The organism is Blastococcus sp. TF02A-35, assembly GCF_004571075.1.
In the GTDB taxonomy this organism is placed as follows: domain Bacteria; phylum Actinomycetota; class Actinomycetes; order Mycobacteriales; family Geodermatophilaceae; genus Blastococcus.
Map to the genome: position 1 here is coordinate 19,304 of NZ_SPQP01000036.1, position 18,886 is coordinate 38,189.

Below are 18,886 nucleotides of genomic sequence, written 5' to 3' on the forward strand. Positions count from 1 at the left end.
GCCACGTCCATGACGACTCCCTCCGCCGACCGCCCGGGCTCCGTCCGCCCGGGTGCCGAGCCGTTCCCGCGGCTCGGCACCCGCCGGGCCCGGCCGGCCGACGGCGACACGGGCCCGGTGCCGGCCGTGCGCCCCGCGCCACCCCTGCCGCCGCTGCCCCCGCGCCCGGGAACCCCGGCGGCAAACGAGACCGCCGTCCTCCCGGACGACACCGCGGCCTTCGTCACCGCGCACCCGGACGCCGAGGAGCCGGAGCAGCCCGCCCCGGTAGCGGCGAAGGCGACCGGCCGGGCCGGGCGGGACCTGCGGGCGGCGATCGGCGTCGGCCTCGGCCTCGCCGCCGCCATCGTGGCGTCGCTGCTGGTGTGGCGCCCGGCCTTCCTGGCGGTGCTCGCCGCCGCGGTGCTGGTCGCCGTCGTCGAGCTCACCCGCGCCCTGCGCGCCGGCCAGTTCCACCCGCCGCTGGTGCCGCTGCTCGTGGGCACGGTGGCCATGGGTGCCCTGGCCTGGACCCGCGGCCCCACCGGGCTGATGACCGGGTTCTTCCTGACCGCCCTGGCCGTCGTCGCCTGGCGGCTGGCCGACGGTCCCGCCGGCTACCGGCGCGACGCGGCGGCCGGCGTCCTCACCGCCCTCTACGTCCCGCTGCTGGCCGGGTTCGCCGTGCTGCTGCTCGTCCCCGAGGACGGCGCTGCCCGGGTCCTGGTCTTCATCGCGACCGTCGTGTGCAGCGACGTCGGCGGGTACGCGGCCGGCGTGCTGTTCGGCAAGCACCCGATGGCCCCGTCGATCAGCCCCAAGAAGTCCTGGGAGGGGTTCGCCGGCTCGGTGCTGGCGTGCGTGCTGCTGGGCACGCTGGTCCTCACGCTCACCTTCCACGCCCCGTGGTGGACCGGGGTGGTCTTCGGCGTCGCCATCGCCGCCACCGCCACCATCGGTGACCTCGCCGAGTCGCTGATCAAGCGCGACCTCGGGATCAAGGACATGGGCACGATCCTGCCGGGCCACGGCGGGATCATGGACCGGCTGGACTCGCTGCTGCCCTGCGCGGCGCTGTCCTACCTGCTGCTCTCGGTCTTCGCCCCCGTCTGAGCCGCGGGCCTCACCGGCTGGCGAACCAGGTGCGGCCGACCGCCTCGAACCCCCGGCGGGCGTACCAGTGCCGCGGCCAGTCGTCGGCGGCTGCCTCGAGCACCACCAGGTCGCAGCCGCTGTCCCCGGCCAGCCGGAGCGCCCGTCGCAGGAGCGCATCCGCGTGCCCGCGGCCCCGTGCCGCGGGGGCGGTCAGCACCGAGTCCACCGCGGCCGTCGCGCCGTCCACCCGCAGCTGCGCCGAGGCGACCACCTGCCCTTCCTCGCGGACCACGAGGTCGGTGACCGCCACGAACCGGTCGTTCAGCTGCTCCCGGCCCACGAGGTCGGCGACCACCCGGTCGAGGTCGCGGCCCAGGTGGGCCAGCCCCTCCCGCCAGGACCGCTCCCAGAAGGCGTGCACCTGTTGCTGGTCGACCACCTCCACCCGGTCCACGTCCCCCTCCGGCGCCGGTGCGGCGGCCCGGGCCATGAGCACCAGCTCCTCGGTCTCCCAGCCCAGCGCGTGCAGGCCTGCGGCGGTGCCCTCCGCCCCCGGCCACGCCAGCCAGGCCGCCCGGTGCGGCCAGCCGGCGTTGCCGCCGACCTCCTCGGCCGCCGCGTCGACGGTGGCGGCGCCCACCGGTGCGGTCAGCACCAGCCGGTTGTTGTCCTGGGACCGGACGTGGTCCGGGTCGAGCACCGCGACCCCGCCCGGGACGTCGCCGACCCCCACGGCGCGACGGACGGGCAGGGACGCGCAGCACGCGACGGCGCGGCCGAGGACGTCGCCGGGGGAGGGGAGCGGCGGCAGCGGTACCCGGTAGGGGACGACGGCGACGACGGCGCTCGTGGGCAGCGGCCCGTACAGGTGCGGGAACAGCATCCCCGCCGGGTCCTCGGGCCGGCCGGGCTCGAACCGCACCGGGGCGGGGAGCCGGGCCGGGTCCACCACCAGCAGCGCCACGTCCCGCCGGCCGGCGAAGAGGGCCCGGGCGGGCAGGTGCACCTGGTCGGGCGTCGACAGGTGGACGAAGCCGACCTCGGGCAGCGGCCGCACGGCCCCCCGGCGCAGGGCCTCCCGCCACGGGGCCGGCTCGATCAGGTGGAGGAGCACGTCCGGCTGCACCCTGCGATCCTGCCCGCATGACCGAGGAGGACCTCGACCGCATCGCCCGGGGCTACCGCGAGTTCGCGGGCGAGGCGCGGCCCACCTCGCCGCTGTACGCCCGGCTGGCCGAGCACGTCGCCGGGTCCCGGCCCGTCCTGCGCTTCCTCGCCGGCCTGCCCACCGGGAAGCGTCAGCCCAACCTGCTCCTCGCCGCCCTGCAGCTGCTCGACGGTGCGCCGGCCGACGGGGTGGAGCTGGAGCGCCGGATCACCGAGGACGGCGACCGCGTCCGCGAGACGGTCCTGGCCCGGGCCACCCAGACCAACGAGCCGGCCCGCTGCGGCGCGCTGCTCCCGGTCCTGGCGCAGCTGGACGGCCCGCTGACGCTGGTCGAGGTGGGCACCTCCGCAGGTTTGTGCCTCTACCCCGACCGGTACGGCTACGACTACGACGGCGTGCAGGTCGGGCCACCGGGCGCGCTGCGCATCCGGGTGGAGACCTCGGGCCCCGTGCCGGTGCCGGACGCGGTGCCGGAGGTGGCCGCGCGCATCGGCATCGACCTCAACCCCCTGGACCCGACCGACCCCGGTGACCGCGCCTGGCTGCGCGCCCTCGTGTGGCCCGGACCGGTGGCCGACGAGCGCCTGCGCCGGCTGGACGCGGCGGCGGAGGTGGCGGCCCGCGAGCCGGCCACGCTGCTCCGCGGGGACCTCGTCGAACGGCTGCCCGACGCGTTGGACCTGGCCGCCCCCGGCAGCACCGTCGTGGTGATGCACACCGCCCTGCTGCCCTACGTCCCCGGCGACGTGCGGGCCCGGTTCGTCGAGACGGTCACCGGGCTGCCGGTGCGCTGGCTGGCCCAGGAGCCGCCCGGCGCCGTCCCGGGTACGGGGGAGCGCCCCCTCGACGGCTGGGGCGAGGAGTTCGTCGTCTCCCTCGACGGCCGGCCGCTGGCCCGGTCGGCGCCGCACGGCGGGCGGCTGGACTGGCTCGACGGCGGGCTGGGAGCATCCCGGGGGTGAGCGACGACGTCCTGGCCGGGCCCACCGACTGGGGGACGACGGTCGGCGTCGGCCCGTGGGTGGGGCCGTGGCCGGAGGACCCGCGCTACGACCCGCAGCTGCTGGCCGAGGGCGACCGGCGCAACGTCGTCGACCGCTACCGCTACTGGACCGTCGAGGCGATCGTGGCCGACCTCGACCGGCGCCGGCACCCGTTCCACGTCGCGATCGAGAACTTCGGCCACGACCTCAACATCGGGACGGTCGTGCGCACCGCCAACGCCTTCCTCGCCGCCGAGGTGCACGTCGTGGGGCGGCGCCGCTGGAACCGCCGCGGGGCGATGGTCACCGACCGGTACCAGCACCTGCGCCACCACGCCGACGTCGACGAGCTGCTCGGGTTCGCCGCCGCCGAGGGCCTCGTGGTCGTCGCGGTGGACAACGGGCCGGGGGCCGTGCCGATCGAGACGGCGGAGCTGCCGGAGCGGTGCGTGCTGCTCTTCGGCCAGGAGGGGCCGGGGCTGACCGAGCAGGCCCGCGCGGGCGCGGCCGTGACCGTCTCCATCGCCCAGTTCGGGTCGACCCGCTCCATCAACGCCGGCGTGGCCGCCGGCATCGCCATGCACGCCTGGGTCCGGCAGCACGCACGGGTCGGCGGGCGATGACGGAGAAGGTCGACCTCAAGCGGTCGCTGGACACCTACCGGGCCCGGCGCGGGGAGTTCCGCGTCGTCGACGTCCCGGACCTCCGCTACCTGATGGTCGACGGCCACGGCGACCCGAACACCTCGCCGGCCTTCCCGCGGGCGCTGGAGCAGCTGTACCCGGTCGCCTACGCGCTGAAGTTCGCCAGCCGGGCCGACCTCGGGCGGGACTACGTCGTGCCGCCGCTGGAAGGGCTGTGGTGGGCCGAGGACATGGCGCTCTTCACCGCGGCGCGGGACAAGTCCCGGTGGAGCTGGACCCTGATGCTGCTGGTCCCGGAGTGGGTCGGGGACGAGATGGTCCCCCGCGCGGTGGAGCGGGTCAGGTCGCGGGCCGCGGGAGCCGGCGACGTCCGCCTGGAGCTGCTGTCGGAGGGCAGCTGCCTGCAGACACTGCACGTCGGCTCCTTCGACGACGAGGCGGAGGTGCTCGCGCGGCTGCACGAGGAAGTCGTCCCGGAGCACGGGCTCCGCCTCGCCGGGCGGCACCACGAGATCTACCTGAGCGACGTCCGCCGGACCGCGCCGGAGAGGCGGCGCACGATCCTGCGGCAGCCGGTCGTCCCGGCGACCGGCTAGGCCAGCGGCGGGTCGGGATCGATCCCGCGCCTGCGCAGGGCGGCCTCGACCGCCTCGCAGACCGTGCGGACGACGGCCACCCGTGCCCACCGCTTGTCGTCGCCGGGGACGACGTGCCACGGGGCGACCTCGGTGTGGGTGCGCTCGAGCATCTCCTCGACCGCGGCCTCGTACTCCGCCCGCTTCTCCCGGTTCCGCCAGTCCTCGTCGGTGAGCTTCCAGGCCTTGTACGGGTCGGCCCGCCGGCTCTCGAACCGACGCAGCTGCTCCTCCGGCGACACGTGCAGCCAGAACTTGACCAGGATCGTGCCCTCGGCGGCCAGCGACGTCTCCAGGTCGGCGATCTCGCCGTAGGCCCGCCGCCAGGCCTCCTCGGTCGCGAAGCCCTCCACCCGCTCCACCAGCACGCGGCCGTACCAGGTGCGGTCCAGCACGGCCATGCCTCCCCAGCCGGGCAGCACCGGCCAGAAGCGCCACAGGAAGTGGTGCCGCTTCTCGTCCCGGGTGGGGGCGGCGAACTGGGCGACCCGCACGTGCCGCGGGTCGAGCTCGCCGACCAGCCGCTGGATCGCCCCGCCCTTGCCCGAGGCGTCCCAGCCCTCGAACAGCACCAGCAGGGGCGGGCCGAGGTCCCCGGGCCCGATCTGCCCGCCCAGGAGCAGCCGCAGGTGGACCAGCCGCTCCTGGGCAGCGGCGAGCTGCTCCTCACCCTCCTTCTTGCTCAGCGAGAGGGAGAGGTCGACGTCGGCGAGCCGGCTCATGCCCCGGACCTTGCCAGGGATCCACCCCGTCCGCGTGAGTTCGGTCTCCGGACCGGTACCGCACCGCGGGGGAGTGGGACCATGGGGGACGCCATGACTGCCCTGCCCCTGGTCTTCGACGCCCCCCGCCGCGGTATGCCGCCCCGCCACCTCGCCGACCTCACCCGCGAGGAGGCGCGCACGGCGGTGTCCGAGCTCGGCCAGCCCGCCTTCCGGGCCGACCAGCTGGCCCGGCACTTCTACCGCGGCGTGACCGACCCGGCGCAGATGACCGACCTCCCCGCGGCGGTGCGCGAGACGCTCACCGAGGCGCTGCTGCCCGGGCTGCTCACCGTCGTGCGGCACCAGACCGCCGACGACGGGCGCACCCGCAAGACGCTGTGGCGGCTGCACGACGGTGCCCTGGTCGAGAGCGTGCTCATGCGCTACCCGGACCGCGCCACCGTCTGCATCTCCAGCCAGGCCGGCTGCGGCATGGCCTGCCCGTTCTGCGCCACCGGGCAGCAGGGGCTGACCCGGAACCTCTCGGCCGCCGAGATCATCGGCCAGGCGGTCGCGGCCTCGGCGGCGATGGCCAACGGCGAGCTCGACGGCGGACCGGGCCGGCTGTCCAACGTCGTCTTCATGGGCATGGGGGAGCCGCTGGCCAACTACGCCCGCGTGCGCAAGACGCTCGACGCGCTGCTGACGCCCGCGCCGCACGGCCTGGGCCTGTCCCAGCGCTCGGTCACCGTCTCGACCGTGGGCCTCGTGCCCGCGATCCGCAAGCTCACCGAGGAGGGGCGCAACGTCACCCTCGCGGTCAGCCTGCACGCCCCGGACGACGAGCTGCGCGACACCCTCGTGCCGATCAACACCCGCTGGAAGGTCGGCGAGGTCGTGGAGGCCGCCGACGCGTACGCGCGGAGGACCGGCCGCCGCTACTCCATCGAGTACGCGCTCATCCGCGACGTCAACGACCAGCCCTTCCGCGCCGACCTCCTCGGCAAGCTCCTGGCGGGGCGGCTCGCGCACGTCAACCTCATCCCGCTCAACCCGACGCCGGGCAGCAAGTGGGACGCCAGCCCCCTGCCCGCGCAGCGCGAGTTCGTCGCCCGGCTGCGGGCGGCCGGGGTGCCGACGACGGTGCGCGACACCCGCGGCCAGGACATCGACGGCGCCTGCGGGCAGCTGGCCGCCGCCGACCAGGTCGAGGGCGTGCCGAGCGTCGCGATCGCCTCGCCGGCGGTCGAGCCGGTGGAGGCGCCGGTGCCGCTGGGGGCCGAGGCGGACCAGGAGTGACCGCCGGCGCCCCGTCCCCCTCGACGGCAGAGGCGCACGAGCACAGCCACGCCGACGTCTCGGGCGGGTGGCTGCGGGCCGCCGTCTTCGGCGCGATGGACGGCCTGGTCACCAACACCGCGCTGGTCGCCGGCGTGGGCGGTGGCGGTGCGTCGTCCCGGGCGATCGTGCTCTCCGGTGTCGCCAGCCTGGTGGCCGGCGCCATCTCCATGTCGCTGGGCGAGTACACGTCGGTGAAGACGCAGAACGAGCAGCTCGACCTCGAGGTCGAGAAGGAGCGGCGCGAGCTGGCCCGCAACCCGGACGGCGAGCTCGCCGAGCTGACCGAGCTGCTCCGGTCCCAGGGTGTGGACGACCGGCTGGCCCGCAAGGTCGCCGTCCAGCTGTCCCGGGACCCGGAGACGGCGCTGCGGCTGCACGTGGTCGCCGAGCTGGGCCTCAACCCCGAGGACAAGCCGTCCCCACGGGTTGCGGCGGTCTCCTCGTTCCTGACCTTCGGCATCGGCGCGCTGGTGCCGCTGCTCCCCTTCCTGCTGGGCTCGACGCTCCTGTGGGTGGCGCTGCTCTGCGGCGGGGTGGGCCTGTTCGCGGCAGGGGCGATCTCGGCCCGCTTCACGCCCCGCGCGTGGTGGTTCGCCGGTCTGCGGCAGCTGCTGTTCGGGGCGGCCGCGGCCGGGATCACCTACCTGGTCGGCTCGGTGATCGGCGTCGCGGTCAGCTGACCCGGCCGTCGCACGACATGCCCGCCGCCGCGAGCGCCTCGGCGGTCTCCTCGGACACCGGCCGGACGAGCCCGTCACCCCCGGTGAAGGCGGTGGGCAGCACCTGCACCTCGGGGACGCCGGAGCCCGCGAGGGCCGCCAGGTCGGCGAGGGACGTGCCCCCGTCCACGGCGAGGGCGCCCGACCCCGCCCAGGCGAGGGCCTGCAGCCGCCACGGGCGGGCCGTGGCCTGCCCCGCCGCGTCGGCCAGCGCACGGACCACCGTGCCGGCGGTCGCCGCCCGGCCGTCGGGGTCGAGCGGGGCCGGCACCCAGGCCCCGTCGACCAGGTGCTCGGGGTGGCGTGACCGCACCAGGGCCAGGGCGGTCCGGCCGTCCACCCGCTGCCGCCCGGGAGCGCGCAGCTCCAGCCCGGCGGCGGGGTCCCGGACGGGCGCGGCGACGTCGACGTCGACGCCGCCCGCGGCGTCGACCGTGGCGGCGAAGCCGGCCAGGTCGACGGCGACGAGGTGGTCGGTCGCGATGCCGGCGGTGCACAGCGCGTCCACGGTCGCCTGCGGGCCGTCGAGCCAGGTGACGGCCAGCCGGGAGGGCAGCGCGCCCTCGGGCACCAGCAGGTCGCGCGGCACGGAGAACGCGTGGGTCCCCGCCGCCGACTCGTGGACCACCAGGACCACGTCGGCCCGGCTCCCGGGGACGTCGTCGACAGTCCCGAACTCCGCGGCCGGCGCCCCGGGCGGCAGTGCCGCCCGCGAGTCGGTGCCCACCAGCACCCAGGTCGTCCCCGCGCCGGCGGTCAGGGTCACGTCCAGCCGGTCCACCCGCGCCCGCAGCAGCGCGGCGTCGGCGCAGAGCAGGGCGACGACCACGGCAGCGGCCAGCGCGAGGCGGACGCGCACGGGCCGGAGCCGGGAACGCCACGGACGCCGGCCGGGGAGCTCCCGACCGGCGTCCGTGGCGCGAGGTGCCATGCTCAGGCCTGCGCAGCCCCCGTCGGGCGACGGCGAGCGGCGTAGGTGGCGCCGGCGCCCACCAGGACCAGCGCGATGCCGCCGACGAGCGGGACGGTGACGTCGGCGCCGGTGGCCGCCAGCTCGGCCGCCGTGAGCTTCTGCGTCGAGATGGTGACCGGGTAGCTGACCACGGAGCCGTCGGCGCGGGTGACCTTCAGGGTGTGGTCACCGGCGGGGGTGCCGGCGGGCGCGACGAAGGTGGCGACGACGACGCCCTGGGCGTCGGCGGTGAAGGTGCCGATCGTGCGCGGGGTCGAGTGGAGGACGAGCTTCACCTTCTCGCCGGGGGTGTACCCGGTGAGGCGGAGCGTGCGGCGCTCGCCGACCTTCGCCGGTGCGTCGGGCGTGAGCGACTGGCCGGGCTCGGCGGTGACGACGACGGCGCCCTTGGCGTCCTTGGTCACGGTCGCGGCCTTGGGCGCTACCGGGGCCTGGGCCGGGGCGGTGACCGTGACGGACTGCGCGGCGTAGGTGAAGACGTCGTCCCCGTAGTAGGTGCCGCACATGGCCATGACCGGGTAGCTGCCGGCGGGCAGGCCGGCCGGGAGCTCGACGGCGATCGACCAGGTGCCGTAGGCGTCGGGCTCGGCGGAGCCCCCGTTGCCCATCTCCCCGAAGCTCACGCCGGCCGAGACCACGGTGGGGATGCCGGTGCCGGGGAGCGAACAACCGGTACCGCTGATGGTGACGGTCGTGGCAGGGCCGGTGACCACGGACGCGGGCGTGACGACGGGGGCGGCCGGCGCAGCCAGGGCGGCCGGGGCGAGCGCCACGCCCACGAGGGTCAGGCCGAGGGTCAGGCCGGACGCGGCGGCGACACGGGTGTAGGACGAGCGGGACATCGGGACGCTCCGGAGATGAGGGACCGGCGGGGTACCGGATGAGCAATTTCTACCGATAGCGGACCGCTTTCGTGGCCGGTGCGCGGGCAGGTCGCCACAATAATCCCACGAATTGCAGGCGATATCAGCCAAGTCCGTCGCCTGGTGCTGGTCTGAGCTTGTGCATCCTGCTGAGCCGACGGCTCTCGGTGCCCGACCGGGGTGCCTCCATGCCCGGCACGAGCGGCCCGGAGGACGACGGAGGGCCGGTCCCCCGTGCGGGGAACCGGCCCTCCGGCAGGTCGGCGTGCGCCGGTCAGCGGCGCCAGGCGGTCTTCTTGCGGCGGAGGTCCCAGATCAGGATGAGAGCCATCAGCCCCGCGATGGCGTAGAGCCAGAGGTCCTCCACCCGGCCCTCGTGGTTGCCGATCAGGTACGACAGGATGATCAGCGTGGTGAGCCAGCCGCCGATCTGACCCCACTTGCCGGTCTCGCCGTGCCAGCCCCAGTCCGCCGGGCTCTCGTGCTCGACGGGGTGCGATCCGGCGCGGACGACTGCTTCCTCGCGCCCGGGCTGGTTCACCCGCGACGTGGCGGAGTTGTCGAGCGCGACGCGGCTGTGCTGGGTTCCCTCGGTCACGGGGACATTCTGGCAGGAGCCGGGCCGGGACACCCTCCGAGGTGGGTGCGACCGGCGGGTCGGGGAGGATGCGGGCGTGAGCGAACCGCGTGAGGTCACCCTGCTCGGCTCCACCGGGTCCATCGGCACGCAGGCGGTCGCGGTCGCCCGGCAGAACCCCGACCGCGTGCGCATCACCGGCCTGGCCGCCGGTGGCGGCGACGTCGCGACGCTCGCGGAGCAGGCCCTGTCGCTGGGCGTGCGCACCGTCGCCGTCGCGAAGGCCACCGCTGCCCAGGACCTGCAGCTGGCCTTCTACGCCGCCGCCTCCCAGCGCGGCTGGAACAAGGGCGAGTACGCGCTGCCGGAGATCCTGGCCGGCCCGCGGGCGGCCGAGGAGCTCGCCGCCCGGCCCGCCGACGTCGTCCTCAACGGGATCACCGGCTCCATCGGCCTGGGTCCCACGCTGTCCGCGCTCAGGGCCGGCCGCACCGTCGCGCTGGCCAACAAGGAGTCCCTGGTCGCGGGCGGCGACCTCGTGCGGGCCGCGGCCGCGCCCGGGCAGCTCGTCCCGGTCGACTCCGAGCACTCGGCGATCGCCCAGTGCCTGCGCGGCGGCGCCCGGCACGAGGTCTCGCGGCTGGTGCTGACCGCCAGCGGTGGCCCGTTCCGCGGGCGCACCCGGGCAGAGCTCGCCGACGTCACCCTCGAGCAGGCGCTGGCGCACCCGACCTGGGCCATGGGGCCGGTCGTCACCATCAACTCCGCGACCCTGGTCAACAAGGGCCTCGAGCTGATCGAGGCTCACCTGCTCTTCGGCGTCCCGTTCGCCGACATCGACGTCGTCGTCCACCCGCAGTCGATCGTGCACTCGATGGTCACCTTCGCCGACGGCGCCACCATCGCCCAGGCCAGCCCGCCGGACATGCGGCTGCCCATCGCCCTCGCCCTGGCCTGGCCGGACCGGCTCCCGCACGTGCAGCCGGCGCTGGACTGGTCGACGGCGAGCACCTGGGAGTTCCTGCCGCTGGACCCCGACGCCTTTCCCGCCGTCGGGCTGGCCCGCTCGGCCGGCGAGGCGGGCGGTGTCGTGCCCGCGATGTACAACGCCGCGAACGAGGAGGCCGTCGCGGCGTTCGTGGCGGGTCGCCTGTCGTTCACAGGGATCGTGGACCTCGTCGCGCGTACCCTCGACGCCGCGCCGGACCTCGGCGCCCCCTCCGGCGTCGACGACGTCCTGGCGGCGGAGAAGTGGGCCCGGGAGCACGCCCGGGGTGTCATCGCAGGAGGCTGAAGCTGAGCGGGATCCTGCTGACGGTCCTCGGGATCGTCCTGTTCGCGCTCGGCCTGATGTTCTCCATCGCCTTCCACGAGGCCGGCCACTTCTGGTGGGCGCGGAAGTTCGGCATGCGCGTCCCGCAGTTCATGGTCGGCTTCGGGCCGACCATCTTCTCCAGGCGCCGCGGCGAGACCGAGTACGGCATCAAGGCCGTGCCGCTGGGCGGCTACATCCGCATCGTCGGCATGATCCCGCCGGCAGAGGAGAACGAGAGCAAGCGGGCCACCCGCATGCGCAGCTTCATCGCCGAGGTCCGCGGCCAGGCCCTCGACGACGTCCTGCCCAGCGACCGCGACCGCGTCTTCTACAAGAAGCCCTGGTGGCAGCGGGTCATCGTGATGTTCGCCGGCCCCTTCCACAACCTCGTGCTGGCCGTCGTCTTCTTCACGATCTTTCTCACCGCCTTCGGGCTGCCCGAGATCACCACCACCGTCTCCCGCGTCAACGACTGCGTCCTGCCCGCCGGCGCGGCCACCGCCAACGCGAAGGACCCCTGCTCGATCCCGATCACGCCGCAGGGCCAGCGCTGCGAGGAGGGCGCCGTCGACTGCGCGCTGCCCGTCCGGAGCCCGGCCGCACAGGCGGGGCTGCGCGCCGGCGACACCATCCTGGCCATCGACGGCGACCCGGTGTCCCAGGAGCCGACCACCGGCTGGGACGAGGTCCAGGACGCCATCCGGGTGAGCGCGGGGGAGCCGCTGGTGCTCACCGTCGAGCGCGACGGGCAGGAGCGGGAGCTGACGGTCACGCCCACCGAGAACCTCGCCTACCTCGACCCCGAGGACAGCGAGAAGACCGGTGTGGTCGGCTTCGTCGGGATCAGCCCCGCCGACCGGCAGGTGCCCCGGACGTTCGGCGAGGTGCCCGGCGAGCTGGGGTCGATCGTGGTCACCTCGGTGCAGCGGCTCGCCGAGATCCCCGAGCGCATCCCGCAGCTGTTCCGGGCCACCTTCCTGGGCGAGGAGCGCGACCCGATGGGCCCGATCGGGGTGGTCGGGGTCAGCCGGATCTCGGGGGACGTCTTCGCCTACGAGCAGTTCTCCGCCGGGGAGAAGATCGGCTACTTCATCTCCCTGCTGGCGGGGATGAACATGGTGCTGTTCCTGTTCAACCTGCTGCCGATCTACCCGCTCGACGGCGGGCACGTGGCCGGCGCGCTCTACGAGAAGGCCCGCTCCACCGTCGCCCGGCTGCGCGGCCGGCCGGACCCCGGGCCGTTCGACATCGCCCGCCTGATGCCGGTGGCCTACGCCGTCGCCGGCCTCTTCCTCACCCTGTCGCTGCTGCTGCTCGTCGCCGACGTCGTCAACCCGGTCCGCTTCGGCTGACCCGGCCGCGAGCCGAACAGCACGCCGGCCACCACGAGGGCACCCGCCGTCAGCTCCACCGCGTCGAGGACCTCCCCGAAGGCCAGCCACGAGGCGAGGACCCCCACCACCGGCACGAGCATCGAGAACGGCGCCACCACGTTCGAGGGGTGCCGAGACAGCAGCGAGTTCCAGAGCCCGTACCCGACGAGCGTGGCGACGACGACCACGTAGAGCAGCCCGAGGACCGCCGGCAGCGCCTCGGCGGTGAGGGAGTCGGCGAGCGACCGGCCGATGCGCTCGGGGCCTTCGACGAGCAGGGCCAGTGCCAGCATCGGCAGGGGTGGCACGGCCGCCGTCCAGAGCGTGAGGTGCAGGCCGTTGGGAGCCTTGGCCTGCCGGCTGCAGACGTTGCCGAAGGCCCAGCCGAGCGCTCCGCAGAGAGTGAGGACCACGGGCAGCCACGCCGCAGCCTGGGAGCGGTGGACGGCGATGACGGCCAACCCCGCGACGGCCAGGACGACGCCGGTGAGCTGCCGTCCCGAGAGCTTCTCGCGCAGCCAGACGCCGCCGAGCAGGACGGTGAACGGTGCCGAGGCCTGGAGCACGAGCGAGGCGAGGCCGCTGGGCATCCCAACGGCCATCCCCAGGTAGAGGAAGGCGAACTGCAGGATGCCGATGCCCAGGCCGACGCCGATGAGCCAGCGCAGCGGCACCGGCGGGCGGGGCACGAGGAGCAGTGCGGGCAGTGCTACGAGGGCGAACCGCAGCGCGACCATGAACAGCGGCGGGAAGTGCTCGAGAGCCAGCGCCGTGGCGGGGAAGTTGACTCCCCAGCAGACGGCGACGAGGCAGGCGAGCAGGCGGTCGCGCAGCGGCATCCGTCGACCCTCGTGCCCGACTCCGATGAAGCACAAGCGCGTTCTGACGTACTGACCTTGTGGCGTCTCTTCATGATCGACGACGGGCATGACCTGTGGCGGCGGGTGGACGTCGCCCACCTGGCCGTCCTCCGCGAACTGGCCGAGCGAGGCTCGGTGACCGCGGTGGCGCGCGCCACGTCGCTGTCACCCTCGGCGGTCTCCCAGCAGATCAAGGTGCTGCAGCGGCGGCTCGGCGTCGTGCTGGTCCAGCGGGCCGGCCGCGGGGTGCGGCTGACCGACGCGGGCCGGGCGCTGGCCGGCATCGCGGCGACCGTCTCCACCGCGCTCGCCACCGCGGAGGCCGACTGGCAGCGCTACCGCGGCGGGGTCGGCGGAACCGTCCGGCTGGCCACGTTCCACTCGGCCGGCGAGCTGCTCGTCCCTGGTCTCCTCGAGCGCATGGCCGAGCACCCCGACGTCCACCTCGAGACCTTCGACGAGGACGTCCTGCAGGACGAGTTCGCGGGCCTCACCGCCGACTACGACGTCGTCGTCGCCCACCGCTCCGACGACGTCGTGCCGCCACCGCGCCCGGGTGTCGAGGTCCGCCTGCTGCTCCGCGAGCCGCTCGACGTCGCGTTGCCGCTGGACCACCCGCTCGCCGGCCGGGACCGCGTCACCCCGGCCGACGTGATCGACGAGGACTGGATCGTCCCGCCGGCCGAGTTCCCCATCGACCGGGTGCTGACCGCACTCGCGGCCTCGGCGCGCGCGCCGGTGCGCATCGTGCGCCGGACGACCCACCTGCCCCTGACCGAGAAGCTGGTCGCCCGGGGGCACGGCATCGCGCTGCTGCCGCGCCACACGACCCTGGAGCGAGCGGAAGGGCGGCTGGCGCTGGTGCCGCTGGCCGACCTGCGGGCGGGCCGGGTGGTCGAGGCGCTGATGCGCCCCGACCGGGCCGCTCGCCGGTCGGTGCAGGTGGTCGTCGACGCCCTGGTCGCCGAGGCCGCCTCCTTCGCCTGAGATCACGCGCACACCTCGTGCGTGGCGGGCCGGTGGATACTGGGCGGCATGGCGATCCCCGTCGGCCTCGGCATGCCCGCTGCGCCCCCGCCCGTCCTCGCTCCGCGGCGGAAGACCCGTCAGCTGGACGTCGGTGGCGTCGGCGTCGGCAGCGACCACCCCGTGAGCGTCCAGTCGATGTGCACCACCAAGACCGCGGACATCAACGCGACCCTCCAGCAGATCGCCGAGCTGACCGCGTCGGGCTGCCAGATCGTGCGCGTCGCGGTGCCGGACACCGACGACGTCGAGGCGCTGCCGATCATCGCCAAGAAGGCGCAGATCCCGGTCATCGCCGACATCCACTTCCAGCCGCGGTACGTGTTCGCCGCGATCGACGCCGGCTGCGCCGCCGTCCGCGTGAACCCCGGCAACATCAAGAAGTTCGACGACAAGGTCGGCGAGATCGCCCGGGCCGCCAAGTACGCCGGCACCCCGATCCGCATCGGCGTCAACGCCGGGTCCCTCGACAAGCGGCTGCTGGCCAAGTACGGCAAGGCCACCCCCGAGGCGCTGGTGGAGTCCGCGCTCTGGGAGTGCTCGCTGTTCGAGGAGCACGACTTCCGCGACATCAAGATCTCGGTCAAGCACAACGACCCGGTGGTCATGGTCCGCGCCTACGAGCTGCTGGCCGAGCAGTGCGACTACCCGCTGCACCTCGGCGTCACCGAGGCCGGCCCGGCGTTCCAGGGCACGATCAAGTCCGCCGTCGCCTTCGGCGCCCTGCTCAGCCAGGGCATCGGCGACACGATCCGCGTCTCCCTCTCGGCGCCGCCGGTCGAGGAGGTCAAGGTCGGCAGCCAGATCCTGGAGTCGCTGAACCTCAAGCAGCGTGGCCTGGAGATCGTCAGCTGCCCGTCGTGCGGCCGCGCCCAGGTCGACGTCTACAAGCTGGCCAACGAGGTCACCGCCGGTCTCGAGGGCATGGAGGTGCCGCTGCGCGTGGCCGTCATGGGCTGCGTCGTCAACGGGCCGGGCGAGGCCCGCGAGGCCGACCTCGGCGTCGCCTCCGGCAACGGCAAGGGCCAGATCTTCGTCAAGGGCGAGGTCGTCAAGACCGTCCCGGAGTCGCAGATCGTCGAGACGCTCATCGAGGAGGCCCTGCGGATCGCGGGTGAGCACGTCGACGCCGGCGAGCCCTCCGGCCCGCCGGTCGTCACCGTCAGCTGACCGTGCTCCGCACGCCGAGCGCGCGCGTCCTCGACGAGAGCGACGAGCCGGCCGTCACCGAGCTGCTGGCCACCGACCCGGTCGCCACGTGCTGGCTGGCCGGGCGGGTCGAGTCCGTGGGCACCGGCCCCGTCGCGCTGGGCGCCCCCCTCTGGGGGTTCGGGGCCGGCCGGTCGCTGGAGGCGGTCTGCCTCGCCGGTGCCAACCTGATCCCGTTCGCCGTCCCCGGCGCGGAGCGCGCCGCGGCTGCGGCCTTCGCCGAGCGCGCGCGTCGCGCGGGGCGGCGGTGCAGCACGATCGTCGGCCCGGCGAGCTCGGTGGCGCCGCTGTGGCAGCTGCTCGAGCCGTGGTGGGGGCCGTGCCGCGACCACCGTCCCCGGCAGCCGCTGCTGGCCATCGACGGGCCGCCGGCCGTGGCCGCCGAGCCCCGCGTGCGCCCGGTGCGCCCGGAGGAGCTGGAGACGCTGCTGCCGGCGTCGATCGCGATGTTCACCGAGGAGGTGGGCGTCAGCCCGCTGCGGGCCGACGGCGGGGTCGGCTACCGGGCGCGGGTGGCCGACCTGATCCGCGCGGGGCGGTCCCTGGCCTGGATCGAGGACGGCGAGGTCCTGTTCAAGGCCGAGATCGGCGCCGTGTCGCGCGCGGCGTGCCAGGTCCAGGGCGTGTGGGTGGCCCCGGCCCACCGCGGGCGCGGCATCGGCACCGCCTGCACGGCCGCCGTCGTCGAGTACGCGCGGGCCGTCATCGCCCCGGTCGTGAGCCTGTACGTGAACGACTACAACACCCGCGCCCGGGCCGCCTACGGCCGAGTCGGGTTCCGCGAGGTCGGGATGTACTCCAGCGTGCTGTTCTGACTCGCGCGCGCCACTCTGCAAGTGTGTCCCTGTGCGGAGACGACCGGCCCCCATCCTGCTGACCTCCCTGCTCCTCTCGGCGCCGCTGCTGGCCGGCTGCTCCGGGAGCAGCGAGGACGACGTGCGCAGCGCCGCCGAGGCGTTCCTGGAGGACTGGGCCGCTGGTGAGACCGAGGCCGCCGCCGGGGCCACGACCGACCCGGGCACCGCCACCGCCCTGCTCGAGCAGACCGCCGCCGACCTGCCCGGCGCCACGCTGAGCCCCGAGCTCGGGGAGGTCACCGTCGAGGACGAGACCGCCACCGTCGGCTGGACCGCCAGCTGGGCGCTGGCGGCGGCCCCCGAGTGGACGTACGAGGGCACGCTCCGGCTGCGCGAGGGCGACGAGGCGTGGGAGGTCGTGGCCGAGCCCGCGATGGTGCACCCGGAGCTGGGGGAGGGGCAGCACCTGGAGCTGGCCCGGAGCCTGCCCGAGCGCGCGCCCATCACCGACGCCGCGGGCGCCCCGCTGTTCACCGAGACCGAGGTCGTGAACGTCGGCGTCGCCAAGGGGCAGGAGACCGACCTCCCGGCGCTGGCCCAGGCGCTGGCCGCGGCCACCGGGACCGACGCGGCCAAGATCGTCGCCGACGTGCAGGCCGCGCCCGAGGGCCAGTTCGTGCCGGTCATCTCGCTGCGCCGCCCGCAGTTCGAGGCCATCCGGGCGCAGGTCTTCGACCTGCCCGGTGCGGTGTTCCCGACCGACACCCGCCCGCTGGCGCCCTCGCCGCGCTTCGCCGAGGCGCTGCTCGGCCGGGTCGGCGCGGCGACCGCCGAGATCATCGAGGAGTCGGCCGACGACGGCGTCGCGCGGTACGCGGCCGGCGACCAGGTCGGCCTCTCCGGCCTGCAGCGCGCCCTGCAGGAGCAGCTCACCGGCACGGCCGGCTTCACCGTCTCGGTGGTGAGCACCGACGAGGGCACCGCCGACGCCGGACGGGAGATCGCCGCCGTGGAGCCGGTGCCGGGCGAGCCGGTGCGGACGCCGCTGGTGCGCAGCATCCAGGAGGCCGCCGACGCCGCCGTGGCGGGGGAGTCCCGGCCCACGCACCTCGTGGTCGTGCGGCCCGGGACCGGCGAGATCCTGGCGGTGTCCTCCAACGAGATCGCCGACGCCGGCAACGCGCTGACCGGGCAGTTCCCGCCCGGCTCCAGCATGAAGGCGATCACCGCGACGGCGCTCCTGTCGTCCGGCGCGCTGACGCCCTCGACCGCGGTGCCCTGCCCGGGGACCACGGTCGTCGACGGCCGCGAGTTCGAGAACCAGGACCAGTTCGACCTCGGCACCGTGCCCTTCACCGAGGCCTTCGCGCAGTCGTGCAACACGACCTTCATCCAGCAGGGGCTCGAGCTCCCCGACGCCGCCCTCGCCGAGGCGGCGGCCGCCTACGGCGTCGGCACCGACTGGCAGCTGCCGGTCGACGTCTTCGGCGGGAAGGTGCCGTCGGACAGCACCGGCACCACCAAGGCGGCCAACGCGATCGGCCAGGGCCAGGTGCTCATGAGCCCCGCCCAGATGGCGCTCGTCGCCGCGGGCATCGCCAGCGGGACGCCGGCCGCACCCGTCGAGGTCGTGGGCGGCGAGCCGGCCGGCGCGGCGCCGGCCGGCCCCTCCGCCGAGGTCCTCGAGGCGCTGCGCCCGATGATGCGCCAGGTCGTGCTCTCCGGGACGGCGACGGCGCTGGCCGACCGCGGCGAGGTCTTCGGCAAGACGGGCACCGCCGAGTACGGCAGCAACACCCCGCCGGACTCCCACGGCTGGTTCGTCGGCTACCGGCTGGGCGGCGCCGGCGGCGACCTGGCCTTCGCCGTCCTCGTCGAGGGCGGTCAGTCCAGCAGCGCGGCCGTCGCCGTCACCGACGCCTTCCTCGGCGCGGTGCGCTGAGGCGCCGGGGTCAGCCGGCGGGCAGCCCCGGGAGGGCGCGCGTCGCCGGGCTCTGGCCCGCGGCGGCGCGCCAGCCGACCGCGCGCACCTCGGCCGCGCCCAGCGCGTCCATCGCCAGCTCCCGGGTGGTGCGCTCGGCGGCGCGGTCGAGGACCCGCACCCAGGCCGTCGTCACGCCCTCCTCCAGCGTGGCGGCGAGCGCCGCGGCGTCGACGGCCGAGAGCACGGGGAAGGGCAGCGCGTAGCCGCCCGCGGGGCCGGCCGGGTCCTCGCCGCGCTCGGTGAGCAGCGCGGTGAGCCGGTCGCGCACGTCGCGGTGCGCGTTCTCGGCGGCCGACACGGGCTGGCGCTGGCCAGGGCCCAGCGCGGCACCCACCACGCCGTAGCCCCAGACCGCCGCGTGCTCGGCCGCGAGGACGTCGGCCAGCGCGCCGTTCTCGTCGGTGGTGTCGTCAGCCATCGCCGGGCCCCCTCATGCCAGTAGTGCCTCGTGGCCCCGCAGCCCGGCGGCGACCGAGCCCAGCAGGGCGGAGCGCGCGCCGGTCTGCCCCAGGCAGGCGGCGGCGTGCGACGTCGCGGCCACCGCGACCTGGGCCCGCAGCCAGGCCTGGGCCCCTCCTCCGGGTGTGGACGGCCCATGTTGAGGGACGGGTACGACAGGACGCACCCGGGTTTCCGTCCAC

General features: G+C 75.2%; 19 protein-coding genes and 1 pseudogene. 12 read left to right on the forward strand and 8 right to left on the reverse strand.

All coding sequences use genetic code 11. From position 1 onward, the window contains the following. The first annotated feature begins 9 nt into the window (after positions 1–9). A complete protein-coding gene (locus tag E4P43_RS15525; protein WP_135146367.1) occupies positions 10–1,092 on the forward strand; it encodes a phosphatidate cytidylyltransferase in 1,083 nt (360 codons plus the stop codon). Positions 1,093–1,102: 10 nt separating this feature from the next. Here the strand turns inward: E4P43_RS15525 and E4P43_RS15530 are convergent, their stop codons facing one another. Continuing rightward, positions 1,103–2,200 carry a GNAT family N-acetyltransferase gene (locus E4P43_RS15530; protein ID WP_135146368.1) on the reverse strand — a complete coding sequence of 366 codons (1,098 nt, stop codon included), beginning with the start codon at positions 2,198–2,200 and terminating at the stop codon, positions 1,103–1,105. A gap of 17 nt (positions 2,201–2,217) precedes the next feature. On the opposite strand from E4P43_RS15530, the gene E4P43_RS15535 reads away from it, so the two are divergent. From E4P43_RS15535 to E4P43_RS15545, 3 genes are read left to right on the forward strand one after another with little or no spacing between them, the layout of a single operon-like run. Continuing rightward, the gene (locus E4P43_RS15535) at positions 2,218–3,204 is read left to right on the forward strand and encodes a DUF2332 domain-containing protein (protein WP_135146369.1); all 987 of its coding nucleotides are present in this window, start codon (positions 2,218–2,220) and stop codon (positions 3,202–3,204) included. Then, positions 3,201–3,848, forward strand: a complete 648-nt coding sequence (locus E4P43_RS15540; RefSeq protein ID WP_135146370.1) for an RNA methyltransferase — start codon at positions 3,201–3,203, stop codon at positions 3,846–3,848. The genes E4P43_RS15535 and E4P43_RS15540 overlap by 4 nt, the downstream gene beginning before the upstream one ends. Further along, positions 3,845–4,465 carry a GyrI-like domain-containing protein gene (locus E4P43_RS15545; RefSeq protein ID WP_135146371.1) on the forward strand — a complete coding sequence of 207 codons (621 nt, stop codon included), beginning with the start codon at positions 3,845–3,847 and terminating at the stop codon, positions 4,463–4,465. Before E4P43_RS15540 ends, E4P43_RS15545 begins: the two co-directional genes overlap by 4 nt. Here the strand turns inward: E4P43_RS15545 and E4P43_RS15550 are convergent. Then, entirely contained in the window at positions 4,462–5,226 is a 765-nt protein-coding gene (locus E4P43_RS15550; protein ID WP_135146372.1) for a UDP-galactose-lipid carrier transferase, read from the reverse strand. The genes E4P43_RS15545 and E4P43_RS15550 overlap by 4 nt on opposite strands. A 93-nt stretch (positions 5,227–5,319) precedes the next feature. Between E4P43_RS15550 and rlmN the strand changes: the two genes are divergently transcribed. Further along, a complete protein-coding gene (gene rlmN, locus E4P43_RS15555; protein WP_135146373.1) occupies positions 5,320–6,507 on the forward strand; it encodes a 23S rRNA (adenine(2503)-C(2))-methyltransferase RlmN in 1,188 nt (395 codons plus the stop codon). Next, positions 6,504–7,229, forward strand: coding sequence for a VIT1/CCC1 transporter family protein (locus E4P43_RS15560; protein WP_135146374.1), 726 nt, complete (start codon positions 6,504–6,506; stop codon positions 7,227–7,229). The genes rlmN and E4P43_RS15560 overlap by 4 nt, the downstream gene beginning before the upstream one ends. Here E4P43_RS15560 and E4P43_RS15565 read toward each other — a convergent pair. From E4P43_RS15565 to E4P43_RS15575, 3 genes are all read right to left on the reverse strand, one after another. After that, positions 7,222–8,127, reverse strand: coding sequence for an LCP family protein (locus E4P43_RS15565; protein WP_245159163.1), 906 nt, complete (start codon positions 8,125–8,127; stop codon positions 7,222–7,224). The two genes, E4P43_RS15560 and E4P43_RS15565, sit on opposite strands and share 8 nt — an antisense overlap. 74 nt (positions 8,128–8,201) lie before the next feature. Next, positions 8,202–9,083, reverse strand: a complete 882-nt coding sequence (locus E4P43_RS15570) for a hypothetical protein (protein ID WP_135146376.1) — start codon at positions 9,081–9,083, stop codon at positions 8,202–8,204. A gap of 295 nt (positions 9,084–9,378) precedes the next feature. Continuing rightward, the gene (locus E4P43_RS15575) at positions 9,379–9,702 is read right to left on the reverse strand and encodes a DUF2631 domain-containing protein (protein ID WP_245159164.1); all 324 of its coding nucleotides are present in this window, start codon (positions 9,700–9,702) and stop codon (positions 9,379–9,381) included. 76 nt (positions 9,703–9,778) lie between these two features. Between E4P43_RS15575 and dxr the strand changes: the two genes are divergently transcribed. Both dxr and E4P43_RS15585 read left to right on the forward strand, forming a co-directional pair. Beyond that, the gene (gene dxr, locus E4P43_RS15580; RefSeq protein WP_135146378.1) at positions 9,779–10,975 is read left to right on the forward strand and encodes a 1-deoxy-D-xylulose-5-phosphate reductoisomerase; all 1,197 of its coding nucleotides are present in this window, start codon (positions 9,779–9,781) and stop codon (positions 10,973–10,975) included. After that, a complete protein-coding gene (locus E4P43_RS15585; RefSeq protein WP_280791014.1) occupies positions 10,933–12,348 on the forward strand; it encodes a M50 family metallopeptidase in 1,416 nt (471 codons plus the stop codon). Before dxr ends, E4P43_RS15585 begins: the two co-directional genes overlap by 43 nt. Here the strand turns inward: E4P43_RS15585 and E4P43_RS15590 are convergent. Beyond that, positions 12,267–13,208, reverse strand: coding sequence for an EamA family transporter (locus tag E4P43_RS15590; RefSeq protein ID WP_135146380.1), 942 nt, complete (start codon positions 13,206–13,208; stop codon positions 12,267–12,269). The genes E4P43_RS15585 and E4P43_RS15590 overlap by 82 nt on opposite strands. Before the next feature lie 72 nt (positions 13,209–13,280). Here E4P43_RS15590 and E4P43_RS15595 point away from each other — a divergent pair, with 72 nt between their 5' ends. The 4 genes from E4P43_RS15595 to E4P43_RS15610 are packed head-to-tail and all read left to right on the forward strand — an operon-like array spanning position 13,281 to position 18,203. After that, positions 13,281–14,216: a LysR family transcriptional regulator gene (locus tag E4P43_RS15595; protein ID WP_245159165.1), complete on the forward strand. Its 936-nt coding sequence runs from the start codon at positions 13,281–13,283 to the stop codon at positions 14,214–14,216. Positions 14,217–14,264: 48 nt separating this feature from the next. Beyond that, a complete protein-coding gene (ispG, locus tag E4P43_RS15600; RefSeq protein ID WP_209313906.1) occupies positions 14,265–15,425 on the forward strand; it encodes a flavodoxin-dependent (E)-4-hydroxy-3-methylbut-2-enyl-diphosphate synthase in 1,161 nt (386 codons plus the stop codon). Positions 15,426–15,427: 2 nt separating this feature from the next. Then, positions 15,428–16,279 (forward strand): DUF4081 domain-containing GNAT family N-acetyltransferase, encoded by an 852-nt coding sequence (locus tag E4P43_RS15605; protein ID WP_135146381.1) that lies wholly within the window; start codon positions 15,428–15,430, stop codon positions 16,277–16,279. A 31-nt stretch (positions 16,280–16,310) separates the two neighbouring features. Beyond that, positions 16,311–18,203: a penicillin-binding transpeptidase domain-containing protein gene (locus E4P43_RS15610; RefSeq protein ID WP_245159166.1), complete on the forward strand. Its 1,893-nt coding sequence runs from the start codon at positions 16,311–16,313 to the stop codon at positions 18,201–18,203. Positions 18,204–18,213: 10 nt separating this feature from the next. Here the strand turns inward: E4P43_RS15610 and E4P43_RS15615 are convergent, their stop codons facing one another. Both E4P43_RS15615 and E4P43_RS15620 read right to left on the reverse strand, forming a co-directional pair. Further along, positions 18,214–18,663, reverse strand: coding sequence for a ferritin-like domain-containing protein (locus E4P43_RS15615; protein WP_135146382.1), 450 nt, complete (start codon positions 18,661–18,663; stop codon positions 18,214–18,216). 12 nt (positions 18,664–18,675) lie between these two features. Beyond that, positions 18,676–18,886: pseudogene (locus E4P43_RS15620) on the reverse strand (hypothetical protein); the annotation flags it as partial.

What these genes read in the sequence shown, in the direction of transcription:
- ispG (WP_209313906.1), top strand. Translation starts at nt 14,265, where the DNA reads ATGGCGATCCCCGTCGGCCTCGGCATGCCCGCTGCGCCCCCGCCCGTC.
- E4P43_RS15535 (WP_135146369.1), top strand. Translation starts at nt 2,218, where the DNA reads ATGACCGAGGAGGACCTCGACCGCATCGCCCGGGGCTACCGCGAGTTC.
- rlmN (WP_135146373.1), top strand. Translation starts at nt 5,320, where the DNA reads ATGACTGCCCTGCCCCTGGTCTTCGACGCCCCCCGCCGCGGTATGCCG.
- E4P43_RS15615 (WP_135146382.1), bottom strand. Translation starts at nt 18,663, where the DNA reads ATGGCTGACGACACCACCGACGAGAACGGCGCGCTGGCCGACGTCCTC.
- E4P43_RS15570 (WP_135146376.1), bottom strand. Translation starts at nt 9,083, where the DNA reads ATGTCCCGCTCGTCCTACACCCGTGTCGCCGCCGCGTCCGGCCTGACC.
- E4P43_RS15550 (WP_135146372.1), bottom strand. Translation starts at nt 5,226, where the DNA reads ATGAGCCGGCTCGCCGACGTCGACCTCTCCCTCTCGCTGAGCAAGAAG.
- E4P43_RS15525 (WP_135146367.1), top strand. Translation starts at nt 10, where the DNA reads ATGACGACTCCCTCCGCCGACCGCCCGGGCTCCGTCCGCCCGGGTGCC.
- E4P43_RS15590 (WP_135146380.1), bottom strand. Translation starts at nt 13,208, where the DNA reads ATGCCGCTGCGCGACCGCCTGCTCGCCTGCCTCGTCGCCGTCTGCTGG.
- E4P43_RS15545 (WP_135146371.1), top strand. Translation starts at nt 3,845, where the DNA reads ATGACGGAGAAGGTCGACCTCAAGCGGTCGCTGGACACCTACCGGGCC.
- E4P43_RS15595 (WP_245159165.1), top strand. Translation starts at nt 13,281, where the DNA reads ATGATCGACGACGGGCATGACCTGTGGCGGCGGGTGGACGTCGCCCAC.